The organism is Bacillus sp. PK3-067 (genome assembly GCF_056738645.1).
In genome coordinates, this window is the sequence record NZ_CP096490.1 from 3,216,356 (window position 1) to 3,230,300 (window position 13,945).

At 34.6% G+C, this 13,945-nt stretch carries 13 protein-coding genes and 1 pseudogene; 6 read left to right on the plus strand and 8 right to left on the minus strand.

What is annotated here, in order from left to right; all coding sequences use genetic code 11:
* Positions 1 to 234 precede the first annotated feature (234 nt).
* Positions 235 to 867 (plus strand): LexA family protein, encoded by a 633-nt coding sequence (locus tag M1D73_RS16505; RefSeq protein ID WP_061660419.1) that lies wholly within the window; start codon positions 235 to 237, stop codon positions 865 to 867.
* Positions 867 to 2,240 carry a recombinase family protein gene (locus tag M1D73_RS16510; RefSeq protein WP_061660420.1) on the plus strand — a complete coding sequence of 458 codons (1,374 nt, stop codon included), beginning with the start codon at positions 867 to 869 and terminating at the stop codon, positions 2,238 to 2,240. Before M1D73_RS16505 ends, M1D73_RS16510 begins: the two co-directional genes overlap by 1 nt.
* Before the next feature lie 26 nt (positions 2,241 to 2,266).
* Here M1D73_RS16510 and M1D73_RS16515 read toward each other — a convergent pair.
* A pseudogene (locus M1D73_RS16515) lies at positions 2,267 to 2,332 on the minus strand (methyltransferase); the annotation flags it as partial.
* A 435-nt stretch (positions 2,333 to 2,767) separates the two neighbouring features.
* Here M1D73_RS16515 and M1D73_RS16520 point away from each other — a divergent pair.
* Positions 2,768 to 3,880, plus strand: a complete 1,113-nt coding sequence (locus M1D73_RS16520; RefSeq protein WP_025686849.1) for an LPXTG cell wall anchor domain-containing protein — start codon at positions 2,768 to 2,770, stop codon at positions 3,878 to 3,880.
* Between the two features lie 49 nt (positions 3,881 to 3,929).
* Here the strand turns inward: M1D73_RS16520 and M1D73_RS16525 are convergent, their stop codons facing one another.
* Together M1D73_RS16525 and M1D73_RS16530 are read right to left on the minus strand one after the other, a co-directional pair.
* Positions 3,930 to 4,601, minus strand: coding sequence for an ABC transporter ATP-binding protein (locus M1D73_RS16525; protein WP_000202606.1), 672 nt, complete (start codon positions 4,599 to 4,601; stop codon positions 3,930 to 3,932).
* Positions 4,601 to 5,665, minus strand: coding sequence for an ABC transporter permease (locus M1D73_RS16530; RefSeq protein ID WP_000477773.1), 1,065 nt, complete (start codon positions 5,663 to 5,665; stop codon positions 4,601 to 4,603). Before M1D73_RS16530 ends, M1D73_RS16525 begins: the two co-directional genes overlap by 1 nt.
* A 185-nt stretch (positions 5,666 to 5,850) precedes the next feature.
* On the opposite strand from M1D73_RS16530, the gene M1D73_RS16535 reads away from it, so the two are divergent.
* A complete protein-coding gene (locus tag M1D73_RS16535; protein ID WP_000805785.1) occupies positions 5,851 to 6,474 on the plus strand; it encodes an ArsR/SmtB family transcription factor in 624 nt (207 codons plus the stop codon).
* 69 nt (positions 6,475 to 6,543) lie between these two features.
* Positions 6,544 to 7,803 (plus strand): MFS transporter, encoded by a 1,260-nt coding sequence (locus M1D73_RS16540; RefSeq protein WP_121868462.1) that lies wholly within the window; start codon positions 6,544 to 6,546, stop codon positions 7,801 to 7,803.
* A 109-nt stretch (positions 7,804 to 7,912) separates the two neighbouring features.
* Here the strand turns inward: M1D73_RS16540 and M1D73_RS16545 are convergent, their stop codons facing one another.
* The 5 genes from M1D73_RS16545 to M1D73_RS16565 all read right to left on the minus strand — a co-directional run bounded on the left by M1D73_RS16545 (position 7,913) and on the right by M1D73_RS16565 (position 12,605).
* The gene (locus M1D73_RS16545; protein WP_000820994.1) at positions 7,913 to 8,383 is read right to left on the minus strand and encodes a DinB family protein; all 471 of its coding nucleotides are present in this window, start codon (positions 8,381 to 8,383) and stop codon (positions 7,913 to 7,915) included.
* A gap of 201 nt (positions 8,384 to 8,584) precedes the next feature.
* Positions 8,585 to 9,961, minus strand: coding sequence for a sensor histidine kinase (locus tag M1D73_RS16550; protein ID WP_121868463.1), 1,377 nt, complete (start codon positions 9,959 to 9,961; stop codon positions 8,585 to 8,587).
* Position 9,962: 1 nt separating this feature from the next.
* Positions 9,963 to 10,640, minus strand: a complete 678-nt coding sequence (locus M1D73_RS16555) for a response regulator transcription factor (protein WP_000781968.1) — start codon at positions 10,638 to 10,640, stop codon at positions 9,963 to 9,965.
* A gap of 152 nt (positions 10,641 to 10,792) precedes the next feature.
* Positions 10,793 to 11,632, minus strand: coding sequence for a YitT family protein (locus tag M1D73_RS16560; RefSeq protein ID WP_000747499.1), 840 nt, complete (start codon positions 11,630 to 11,632; stop codon positions 10,793 to 10,795).
* 331 nt (positions 11,633 to 11,963) lie between these two features.
* Positions 11,964 to 12,605 carry a F0F1 ATP synthase subunit alpha gene (locus tag M1D73_RS16565; protein WP_017673671.1) on the minus strand — a complete coding sequence of 214 codons (642 nt, stop codon included), beginning with the start codon at positions 12,603 to 12,605 and terminating at the stop codon, positions 11,964 to 11,966.
* Positions 12,606 to 12,894: 289 nt separating this feature from the next.
* Here M1D73_RS16565 and M1D73_RS16570 point away from each other — a divergent pair, with 289 nt between their 5' ends.
* Positions 12,895 to 13,926 (plus strand): S66 family peptidase, encoded by a 1,032-nt coding sequence (locus M1D73_RS16570; RefSeq protein ID WP_121868464.1) that lies wholly within the window; start codon positions 12,895 to 12,897, stop codon positions 13,924 to 13,926.
* Positions 13,927 to 13,945 lie beyond the last annotated feature (19 nt).

A 13,945-nucleotide genomic window follows, 5' to 3' on the forward strand; every position in this document is an offset into this window, starting at 1 on the left:
AGATATGCAAACAGACCTCGCTCGATACGAACACTTGTTCACCTCTGCTACATGAGTAATCTTACCATGCAAAAAAATCAAATGCAATACTTTTTTGTCCAAATTTATTTAATTTTTTGGGTAAAAAGTTCATTTTTATGAGTGAAAAGTATAGATTTTATTGTTCTTTCTATTATATAATGAATTAAGTAATACTGAGGTAATAACAATAGATGCCAAAAGGAGAAATTTACTATGCCTAGAAATTTCAAGACCGCCAATGATGATATGATGGCTAAAAAAATGAGTGAAAACATTAAAACCTTAATGAAAAGGAAAGGTTTAAGACAAATTGACTTATCTGATAAGACTGGTATAAAACGTTCTACTATAAGTAATTATGTTAATGGAAAAACAATAATACCGATGGTTGCCCTACAACGTATAGCAAATGCATTAGGAGTTACTAAGTCTGAAATCGTTGAATTAGATGAATCCAAAACTATTGAAGTAATTGGGATTAAAAAGGTTCCTGTATATGATGCTATAAAGAGTGAATTTGGATCCACTTCATTTAGTGACCCTATTGAATATATTGATACTCCTTTCAGTTGGATTAGTGAAGGTGACTTCTTCTATATAAATGTAAAAGATAATTCTATGCCTGGTATATTTGAAGGTCATAAAGTTTTAGTAATGCAAACATCAAGTTTAGAAAATGGGGATATGGCTCTTGTTTCTGTAAATAATGAAATTATAATAAGAAGAATTTATAAAGATGGTAATTCAATAACATTAGATTCAATTTATAAAAAAGATATTATAGATGATAGGAAAACACTATTTTCGATAATTGGACGTGTAAAGAAAGTTATTGGTGATTTCTAATGAGATGCGCTATATATAGAAGGGTCTCTACAGATGAACAAGCGGAAAAAGGATTCTCTTTAGAGAATCAGAAATTAAGACTTGAATCCTTTGCAACTTCTCAAGGTTGGGAAGTTGTTGAGGATTATGTTGATGATGGTTTTAGCGGAAAAGATACAAATCGACCTGCATTACAAAGAATGTTCAGTAATGTTGATAAATTCGATGTAATACTTGTATACAAATTAGATAGATTTACTAGATCAGTTAAAGATTTAAACGAGATGTTAGAAACAATAAAAAAAAATGAAATAGCTTTCAAAAGCGCTACAGAATCTATAGATACCACTACCGCAACAGGACGAATGATATTGAATATGATGGGAACAACCGCACAATGGGAACGTGAGACGATTTCAGAAAGAATAAAAGATGTATTTGGAAAGTTGAGAGAAAACGGCATTTTTTCAACAGGTCATCCACCATACGGTTATAGATGCAGTGGTAATAAATCAATTGAAATAGTTGAAGAACAAGCGGAAATGGTACGCTATATATATGAGCTATCCAAGACCATGGGACTATTTAAGATTTCCGTGGAATTAAACAGGAAAGGTATTAAAACAAGGCGGAATAATAAGTTTGGGCAGTCGGCGGTAAAAAGAATACTGCACAACCCTTTCTATTGCGGATATATGGAGGTTGATAACAAATGGGTTCCGATTAAGAATGAAGGTTACACGCCTATAATAAGTGAAGAAGAATTTAAGACGACTCAAAAAATATTAACGAAACGTACTAAGGCACAGACAAGATCGAGAAGCGTTTCTTATTATCCGTTTAGTGGAATTGTACTTTGTCCTGAATGTCAACGGGCAATGAGGGGCGATAGAGCTAAATACGGCGATTATTATTATCGTTACTATCGCTGTGTATACGGACGAGAAAATATTAATTGCACTAACAGAAAGCGAATTAGAGCCGAACAAGTTGACAAAGCTTTTGCTGAATACATTTCAAGGTCTTTTGAGAATACTACAATAAAACTAGATTCCAGAGATATTAAAAGCGATATAGAGTATGAACTGAAACACTTAGATAGTAAGATAGAAAGATTGAGTGATATCTATATAGAAGGAGATATCACTAAAAGTAAATACAATGAAAAAATGAACTCCCTTCTAAATGAAAAAGAGAAATTAAAAAAAGATTTGACATCATGTAAGGAACATGTTGACGCCGAATTTGTTCGGAATCAAATAAACAAACTGGAAAGTATTTGGAACTTAATAGACGATAAAACCAAATCCGAATCTATAAGAAGTATTTTTGATACTATAAAAATAAAACAAGACAAGAATACGGTGACTATTATGGATCATACCCTACTTTAATTTTAGGTTAATGGTCCATTTCCTCTATGATATGCCCTGCTGAAAGCTGATACTAACGACGTTACACTTGCTTCACCTTGTTTCACGCACATACACTCTCCTTCATTTTCACAACAAAAATAGGGTTCCCCTGGCCAGGAGAACCCTATTATACACCTTATTTTTATATTGGTAAATTATAGCATAAATAAGTTTTTTTGTCAAGTTTCCAGCCTGCTACGCTCCAACAATTTTTGTAATCTCTAGCAGGAAGACTTCGATCTACACCGAATATTCCAGTTTATAACAACACAAATGGAGGGCGTCATGAAAAGATTAGTTATCATTACAGTTGGAAAAACTACATTTGCTAAAGAGTACTCCCCTACCCCAAATAAGAGATTATAAAAATTACATAATCATAGATTATTATGTAAATACTTCCTCTAGGCGGCACAGATGGTATATAATGATGGAAGAATCTACTTCTATATGCTCAATTTTACACAAAACAGCTCATGCATATGAAAGAAAAGAGGTACAAAAATATGAAAACAAAACAAACAATTGCTGCGTCTACACTAGCTTTAGCAATGATTGCTGGCGCGAACTCTGCTCAGGCGGAAGTAAATGATGCTACTCCTCAGCAAAGTACGGGAGATCGATTAGCTGAAATTAAGCAACATAAACAAGAGTTAGATGCGAAATTGCAGCAACACAAAGAAAACGTGGATCAAACATTAAATGAACTTAACAAAGTTAAGGAAAATGTTGATACGAAGGTGAATGAACTACATGAACGTAAACAAGTTGCTGATGAAAAAATTAACGAGATTAAACAACATAAACAAGAGTTAGATGCAAAACTTCAGCAAGACAAACAAATCGCCGAAGATAAAATCGCTGAAATTAAAGAGCATAAAAAACAAGTAGAAGATAAAGTTGCTGAAGTAAAAGAGCATAAACAAAATATCGATAACAAAGTGAATGAGATTAAAGAACATAAACAAACTGTCGATGAAAAAGTGAATGAAATGAAGCAACATAAAGAGAACATTGATCAAAAGGTTAATGAACTTAAGGAAGTTAAAAAACAAGTAGATGAAAAATTAGCTGAGTTAAAGAAAGCGAAACAAACTGCTGAAGACAAACTAGCTGAACTAAAAGAAAACAAGCCGAATACTGGTAACACGTTAGAGGAACTTAAGAAAATTAAAGGCAATTTAGACAGTCTTTCCGCTAACTTAGAACTAGCTAAACAAGATGTAAAAAACAAACTAGCTGAATTACAAAAGGCTAGAGAAGATTTACTAAATAAAATTAACGAAATTAAACAATCGAAACAAACTGTTTCAGACGATTTAACAAAGAAAAAACAAGACTTAGATATTAAAATCAACGACTTTAAGCATACTGAGAAAAAAATTGACGACAAATTAGCTGAGTTACATACAACGAAGCAAAATGTTGATAACAAGATTAATGAAGTATCACAGTCTAAACAAACGCAAGCAGATAATGGTACTAAAAACAATAACGCTAAAGAACTTCCTAACGCTGGTAGCGAGCAATCAAACAATATGGCTCTAGGAATGCTATCTGTATTAGGCGGGATTTTATTACTTACTCGTAATAAAATTAAAACGTTATTCTCTAAATAAATCCATTAAAAAAAGGAAAACCGCACATACATGTACGGTTTTCCTTTTTTTATATTAACTGTCCATCTCGAAGCGTCAATATACGATCACATACATCAAGCATTCTTTCATCATGTGTAATCATAATTGCTGCTTTTTGGCTCTCTTTCACTTCACGTTTCATCATTTCAACAACTTCACGTGCGCGTTTTGAGTCTAAGCTTGCCGTTGGCTCATCCGCTAATATTAAATCTGGGTTGTTCATGAACGCACGAGCAATTGCTACCCTTTGTTTTTCCCCACCAGATAGTTGATTTGGATAATGATTTTTTCTTTCTCCTAATCCAAATGCCGCTAATAAATGATCCGCACGCTTTTCTGATTCTTGTTTACTTTCTTTTTTTAACTTAGCAATGTAAAGTAATTGTTCTTTCACATTTAAATATGGAACAAGATTTGCGAACTGAAAAATGAAGCCGATTTTTTTCAAACGAATGTCTGTCATTTCCTTTTCTGATAGCTTCGTAATATTTTGCTCACGAATGTAAATATCCCCTTTTGACGGTGATAATAGTGCACCCGCGATTGATAATAATGTACTTTTCCCTGATCCAGAAGGACCGACGATTCCGATAAACTCTCCAGCTTTCACATCAAGCGACATCGGATGAAGGGCTGTTACTTCCGTATTCCCTTCTCCGTACACTTTACTTACTTTGTCTAATTTCAATAATGAAGTCATTACATCCCGCCTCCAATTGCTTCTAATGCATCAACTTTTAATACTTGGTATAACGAAATAAGTGTTCCTAAAATACTAATTACGATAAAGATTGCTGCGTATTGTGCAATCATCGGTGTTGTTAATAAGAACGGCATACCCGCTGGTAAAATTTGTTCTAACCCTTGTACAAGAACGATACTAATTACCATCGCAACGACTGATAAGAATAACGCCTGTACGACTAAGCTATTTGCTAAATATGAGTTCTTTGTACCAATTGCTTTTAATACACCTAATTGCTGTGTTTTTTGTAGTGTAATAACATAGAAGAATACACCAATTAATAACGCAGCGATCACAAGTAAGAACGCAATGATCATCGTTAATGTTCCTTGCTCTTCTTTAAATCCTGGAATACTTTGCAGTACTTCTTTTTTATCAATAACGTGAGCATTTTTAATTTCTTTATCTGTGTTAAGTGCAATTGCACTATAATCTTTTTGGTTTGGTTGTGAAATAGATCCCCATACGTCTTCATTTACATAAACGACTGGTGTATGGCTAAACATTTGATCTTTCGTAAATCCGACGATTGTAAATTCTTTCTTTGAAACAGGATCGATAATTGTATCTCCAATATCGATTCCCTTCTCTTTAATCGATTCATCAGCAACCATCTCGTTGTTTGCTGTACCTAATTTCTCCCCTTTTACAATGTTCGGTTCTAAAAATGAATCTCGTTCGCTTGAGAAAATAGCGATATCAACCTTTTTCGAGCTATCTTTCTTTTCATATGTTGAAACTTTCACACGAAACGGAACTGCCTCTTTCTCGCCTACTTGACTTACTACGTTATCTACATCGTCTTTCTTAATTTGTGAACGAAGTAATTTATTTTCCGCATCATCTGCTAAAACGAACTTATTTGCCTCCATATTTTGAATCGATGAAGCATTATCATATGATAATCCATTTGCTAATCCTGAAATAACAAGGACTAAAAATGATAATAACACCATAATCAATCCGATTAATCCGTATCTTAATTTTGATTGTTTTAATTCACGCAGAGCTAAAAACATTTCGCTCGCTCCTTCCTCTTTCTTTCTATGCACTTATCATAAAAAAGAAATATGAACGGAATATGAACAGAAGATTACAGAGATTAAGATTAAATTTTCAGAAAGTATTGAAAATATTTGAGATCCTTGATACAATTCAGTCAAATAATATTGACCGAGTAATTTAATTTAAGGAGTTGATCATTTTGAAGCCCGTATTAACACTAACTACTTATAGCCAACTAAAAGCATTAAGCGATCCACTACGTGCCGAAATGATGATACGTCTATGCGAACGTCCTTATACTGGACAATTACTATCTGAGAAATTCGGCATTTCAAGGGCGAAAATTCATTATCATTTAAAAGAATTAGAAAAGAATGGTCTTATAGAGATCGTTTATACAGAAGAAAAGAATGGGATTATTCAAAAGTTTTATCAATCTGTCGCGAAAGGCTTCACCCCTGCTGCAGATCTATTACCTCATTTAGAAATATTAAGTAAATCAGGTCGCCAAATCTTTTTACAAATGATAGAAAGAACGAAAAGCCAAATTCTCGCTGCACCAGAAGAAGCTTTTACATTACGAAAAGAAAGCGAAGATCCTGCTGATTGGAATTACGTTTCATCTTGCTGGGAGTTTGATGCTACGCCAGAACAATTTCAAGTGTGGGTGAAAAAGTTTCATCAATTGATGGCTGAATTAAACGAAATTACAAAAGGTGCAGATAAAGATCCGAATAGTAAACCTTATTATATTTCTACTACTGCACTTCAAATCGCTGAGAGAACAATGCAGCAATTTATTAAAGAAGAAGAAAAATCGTAATACGATTTTTTTTACTGAGACGGTCAAATTTATTTTACCGAATAAATTTATTATAAAGGAGTAGATAAAGTGGACATATTAAAAAACCGGAATTTCCTCTTATTATTTTTAGGGAGAATTTTTACAAACATAGGAGATAGTTTGTATTATGTAGCCGCGATGTGGCTCGTATATAAGCTAAGTGGTAATCCTTTTTATTCTGGATTAGCTGGTTTTCTTACATTATTACCTTCTGCACTTCAATTTCTTACTGGTCCATTCGTTGATAGATGGTCCATTAAACACACCCTCGTCATTACACAAGTTCTGCAATGCATTCTTATTTTAATCATTCCTATTACACACTACTTCGATCTATTAACAGTCCAACTACTACTCATCATTATGCCTATCGTAGCCTTTATCGAACAATTCGCCTATCCCGCACAATCGAAAGCTTTACCACTTCTACTGCATAAAACACAATTATTAAAAGGAAACTCTCTCTTCACATTTGCGTATCAAGGCATTGATTTAATTTGTACGACGCTTTCTGGAATATTAGTAGCACTATTTGGCGCGATCACTTTATATGTAATTGACTCTTTCACATTCGCGATTACTGCCCTTTTGTTCTTTTCATTGAAAATACCAAAGCAAACCGAAACGGGCACATCACTTTCAACTAAACAATATTTCTCTGATTTAAAAGAAGGTTTTTCAATTGTCTTCCGTTCCTTAATGGGCGTATTCTTAATCGGTTCCGTTGTCGCTAATTTTTCAATTGGTATGACGATGGCCATACTCCCTTCTTTCGCTGATTCTTTAGGGGGCGTGAAATCATATGGCTTCTTCTTAGCTGCTATATCAGCAGGTAGTCTCATCGGTGCATTATTCAGTTCATGGGTTGGTAAACGTAATGTTGGCCGTGTCTCTATTATTGGCTTTGCGACTGGCGCTACCTTTTGGTTTCTCTCTACAATCGTACCGTTTCAATGGCTATCTATTCTCTTATTCGGCCTAGCTTGGATTCCAATTGGTGCAACCAACATATTATTTGCGACAATTAGCCAAATTGTAATTCCAAATCAATATATTGGCCGCATCAATTCAGTCATGCGAAGTATGAGCACAATTGCTATGCCGATCGGTTCTTTAATTGGCGGATACACTGCAAATGTATTTAGTAGCCAACTCATTTTCGCGCTCGCTAGCATCGGTATTTTATTTATTTCTCTCGTATGGCTACTTCATCCGAAATTACGAGCATTGCCAAAAGCTGATGAGATTACAGCGGATACTTTTGGAGTGCAGTTTAGGGAGGAGCGCGGGAAAGGTGCTGCTTTATAGCCAGCAAACATAACCCCGTTCTAAATTTGGGACGGGGTTAAAAATATAATAATAAAGTCGTTTGAATATCTAAATTTTATTCAACAAAAGCACCAACCTAAAACGGCAGTTAACGCTTTGATGGCCATGCCCCCTGCATTTTCCTTAATTGAATAATTTGGCCTGTATGATAAGCATCATGAAGCATGATGTCCAGTAATTTACCTTCAAGTGAATTTTGTTCAAGCTCTCTTTCAGAAATTGCACTTAATACCTGTCTTAAATTACGCTGAGCATTTTCAGAGCGTTCAACGACTTCCTTCCATTCCGTATCATTATTAGATTGCTTAGTCAGATAAAAGGTGTCATTACCGTCAAGATTATGTGTCCATTCACATCCTTCCAAGTTTGCAGCAAGTCTTTCTTTGTAATAAGTGAGATGATTAACATTCTCCCAAATGGTATTCGTTGTCTCTCCAGCTGGTTTCCACATAGCCTGTTCAGCTGTAAGTCCTTCTATAGCATGTTTAAACGGTGCATACCAACTCTCTTTATCGAATGTTGAATCTAGTTTATTTAATAACAAGTCAATTCGTTTCAAAGTAATTTCCTCCCTACACAGTTCAAGTTTTAATACACTTCCTCTAACTCTGTAGAGATTCTACATTTTTAAATAAACTTCCTCCTAATCCCACTCCATAAACTCATCCGATTATGCAATTAAAATGACTCATATTTTTTCATGTTACACGTATACTAGCGACAAAAAAAGAAGAGGCTGTTCCCAAACAGCCTCTTTCATCTATTTAGGAAGTTCCACCCGAACAGTAGTCCCTTCCCCCTTCGTACTATACACTGAAACGTTTCCGTTATGCAGTTCAACAATCTTCTGCACAATCGACAACCCTAAACCGCTACCTTCTACATTTCTTGCTCTTGCTGTATCCACCTTATAAAAACGATCAAAAATACGATCCATTTCTTCTTGCTCCATACCGATTCCGTTATCGGATATAGAGATTATAACGCTAGACTCTAACTCTTCGACGAAAAACTCAATGGTCCCACCATCGTTTGAAAATTTAATGCTATTCGTAAAGATATTACTCCATACTTGATGAAGTAAGTTTTCATCACCTTGTATTGTAATGTCCGGCACATCAAACTCAACAGCGATATCTTTTTCACGCCATTTCCATTCCAGCATAAAGATGACGTCTTTAATTTGTTTTTGCAAATTGAATTCTTTTATTTGTAATACTTTCTCTTCTTTATCTAAAGAAGCTAGCGTAAGTAATTGTTTACATAAACTAGACATTCGCTTACTTTCACCTTCAATAATTTGTAAGTAATAATTTCTTTCTTCTTCACTCATCTTTTCTGTTTGCAACGTTTTCGAAAAACCTTGTATAGAAGAAAGCGGCGACTGGAATTCATGTGAAACGTTCGAAACGAATTCTTGTCTCATTTCATCTAACTCTTTTATACTTTTCGTCATCTTTTGGAAACTTGTAGATAATGTGCCTATTTCATCTTTTCGTTTTACGTCTAATTCAATTTCATATTCCCCACTCGCAATTTTTTGCGTAGCCTTCGTAAATTTACGAATGGGACGAACGATATATCCTGCGGCAATTGCTATAAAGATAATGCTTAATAGTACGATAAACCCAAGTAATACCGCTAAGAAAATTCGCATCTCGCCAAATTGGTTCTGAATATCGGGACGAATAAATAAAGCGTACTGTTTATCACCGTGCTTTACCGGTACACCGACACTATTTATTAATTCATTATCGAAAAAACCGGTAATAAATAGGCGAGTCGGATATGTGGAAACACCATTAAACGTTTCGCCATTCAACACTTTACGGACGGTATCATCACTTATTGTCGTCTTACGAAACGCATTACCGATACGCTTTCCATTCTTTTGATCATCGACAATATAAATTTCATATCCTAATTTTGCGATAGAATGTAAATATGCCTCTTGATTTCCTTCACTTTGCTTTTCATATAATGACTTAACTTCTTCCGCATATGTTAAAATCTTCTCACTGTTATACGGTTTTAACTTCACTTGATAATATACGTTCGTTAATAAAAAGCCAATAATACTACTAAGTAGCATAATACCGACCGTCATAAAAACAAATCTAGAGTATAATGATTTCATTTTATTTCAACTCCAACTTATAACCGAGTCCGCGCACTGTTGTAATTTGAAAATCATCCGTTCGTTTGGAGAAACGATCTCGGAGCCTTTTCACATGAACGTCAACCGTTCGTTCATCCCCTTCAAAATCCATTCCCCATACTAACTCAATTAACTCTTCTCTTGAAAATGTTCTCCCAGGATAACTAGCTAATTGTGATAATAATTCAAATTCCTTTAATGGAAGCAAAATCGTCTGCCCATTACACTTTACTTCAACACCTTTACGATCAATTGTCGTCCCGTGAAGTGTAATTATGTCCGCACTCAGCATTTGATAACGGCGCAATAATGCTTTCATACGAAAAATGACTTCAGCTGGTTCAAATGGTTTTACGATATAATCGTCTGTACCAGAAATAAATCCTCTTTCTTTATCGACTAACTGATCTTTCGCCGTTAATAAAATAACAGGAATATCATGATACTTACGAATTTCTTCACATAACGTATAACCATCAACGAACGGCATCATAATGTCTACGATCGCAAGATGAATATTTTCCTTCTCTAATACTTCTTGCGCTACCTTTCCATCTTCTGCTTCAAAAACTTTAAATCCCTCTTTTTGTAAATGGTAATGTAACAACTCTCTAATATGCTTATCATCATCAGCTAATAAAATATGTATCATCTTCATTAAACCCTCTCTTGTTCATCCTTATACATCACTACATTAAAAAACAATTAGATTTTTTGCAAGAAAAAGAAAAAGAATCTATTTTGAAAAAAGACTATTCAAAATAGATTCTCACGTTTTAGTATTAAGATTATTTTAATCAAAAATAATTTTTAAGCCTTCGAAATATCAACAAATCCTTCTCCGAACACATCACGAACATCGTGGATAGCAATGAACGCAGCTGGATCCGTAGTTTGAACAATCCTCTTTAGCTTCACTACTTCTTGCTTATTAATAACAACATATAGAATGTCCTTCGGCGTTTTCGTGTAATAGCCATGACCTGAATACACGGTAACCCCTCTGCCCATTAAGGTTGTTACCTTCCCGGCAATTTCATCCGGATTATCAGAAATAATTGTAATGGCCTTTTTCGGATTTAAACCTTCAATTACAAATTCCATTACTTTCGTTCCTACATATAGCATAATAATTGTCAGCATCAATTTTTCTGCACCAATGATGAAATAAGATGAAAATGCAACGATTAAATCGAAGAACAGTAGACCATAGCTAATGCTCCAGCCTAAGTATTTATGTGTCATCCTCGCTAAGATGGTAGTTCCTGCTGTCGTTCCACCAACGCGAATGATAAGACCAATACCACACCCGATAAATATTCCACCGAAAATGGCATTTACGAGCATTTCATCAGAAGCAATCGTCCAGCCTTCTGTTAAATGAAGAAATAGCGAGTTAGTCACTACAGCGATAATCGTATAAATCGTTGTAATCTTATTTAAAAATTTATAACCGACTATTAACAAAATCGCATTTAAAATTAAGTTAACTAAACCTGGTGACCACTCAAATAAATAGTACGTAATAATCGTGATACCTGTTACCCCGCCCTCACCAAACTCGTTCGGAATAACAAATAAATTGACACCTAACGCAAAAAGAAATGCACCGATAATAATAAAAATAATGTCTGTCGTTCTTTTTTTCATACAGTACCTCACTTCTTATGTAAATATTTATTCTGCCATAAACTCTCACTATTATATCGTGGAATATTCAAATCGAACAGTGGTTTGTTTTTATTTTAATATAAGATAAAAAATCAACATTATTTATTATGTACTACAAATAAAGTTTTGATTTCACCCGTAATTTACTCTTAAAAAGAAATGCTGAACATTGACTTGCACAAATTTCAAATAAAAAAGTACCCATCTAATTGTCATACACAATGATAATTAGATGGGTACTGCATGATACATTTAGTTTTTACATATATTGTTTGGAGAAAATTGCAAATAACGACTTATACTCGCCTTATTAAGACCAAATCCATACATCATCATTATTTTCAACGTTCGTCTTTGCTTCATGAACTTTTTCAATATGGTCAACTGTGTTCCAGTTAATAGAACTTCCGCCCCAGCCTACATACTTCATATCAATTTCCACTTTCTCACCCACATTAAATACTTGTCCCTTTGTTAAGAAAACATCAATAATATCTTTCTTCCCATTTAACGATGGATACTCAACTACAACATATTTAGTAGCACCGTCTCCCTCATCTTCCATCGTTCCTACTTTTGATACTTCTCCAATTACATAATTAGGTGAGCCATCTTCTTTCATGTGCATACCTAACTTGTTTGTTGTATTTTCAACTGCAGTTGCAACCATATATTCTGTAAAATTACGCATCATAGATCCAGTAGCTTTTACTTCATCTCCTACCTTCACGTTTGAAAGTGAATCAATATACACACTAACAGGTTCCTCATATTGCTTAGATTTTACAACAATCACACCGTTATCTACTTCTACTACTCGTCCTTCTAACGTCGAGAAATTCGATTCAATAGAAGCTGCACTCGCTTTTGTTAGTTCTAATCCTGGTACATTTGTTCCTGATAATGCTGCGATCCCTAAAGCACCTGCTAAAATTATTTTTTTCATACCCATATGTAACATCTCCATTCATGATGATTTTATTTTTGATTGGATACGACCAATCTGTAACTATTATAGTTACAGGTTATAAAAAATAGCAACCCTCTTTCTCATGCAATGATGCATAATGTGATTTTTACATATAAATCGATTGTTTCTATATTCAACAATACTGCCAAATTCTTGCATAACAGCAGGGAAACGAATTGATGATGAAGAAACTAATGTCATGCATCATATTTTTTCAATGCTACAGTTTGTAGAATCGTAGTCCATTACATTATGTAGGAGCGGAGTTAACATGTTAATAAAACCAAAGAGGTTACAAGCAGGAGATATCGTGGCGACAGTAAGTCCTTCGTGGGGCGGCGCAGGTGATTCTGACATACGATGGCGTTATGAACAAGGCGTAAAAAGATTAGAAGAAGTTTTCGGTCTTACTGTTATTCCAATGCCAAATAGCTTAAAAGGTAGCGGATATCTTTATAACAACCCAGAGGCCCGTGCAGAAGACTTAATGACAGCATTTAAAGATTCCCGCGTGAAAGCAATTATTGCGAATATTGGCGGTGAAGATAGCATTCGCTTACTTCCCTATATAGATTTTAATGTGATACGTGAAAACCCGAAAATTTTTATGGGGTACTCTGACGTTACTATTTCACATTTATTTTGCCATAAAGCAGGTCTTTCCTCTTTTTACGGTCCAGCCATTTTAACGGATTTTGCTGAAAATGTAGAGATGGATCCATATACAATTGAAATGGTAAATCGAACTCTCTTTTCCAATGAAATGATTGGCGAAATTCAACCAGCTCATGAATGGACGAGTGAGCGTTTAGAATGGATAGAGATAAATAAGGATACAAAGCGTACAATGCGGCAAAACAATGGATATGAGTTACTTCAAGGCTCTACCACTGTACAAGGGCACTTAATTGGTGGTTGCATTGAAGTACTGGAATTTGCAAAAGGAACGGAACTTTGGCCTGAGAAAAAACATTGGGAGAATAGTATTCTCTTCTTTGAAACTTCTGAAGATCATCCAGAACCAAGTTATATAAAGTATTGGTTGCGAAATTATGCAGCGCAAGGCATTCTGCAAAAAGCAAAAGGTATCATTTTTGGTAAACCGAAAGATGAACAATATTATGAAGAATATAAACATGAAATACTGCAGGTTATGAAGGAACATCATTTAGAAGATTTGCCGATCCTTTATAATTTAAATTTCGGCCATACTGAACCGAAGTTTATTTTACCTTACGGTGCGATGGCGGAAATTGATTGTGAAAATGTATCTTTTTCTATTTTAGAGAGTGGCGTGGAATGAAGTGTAACTTTAATCAGTG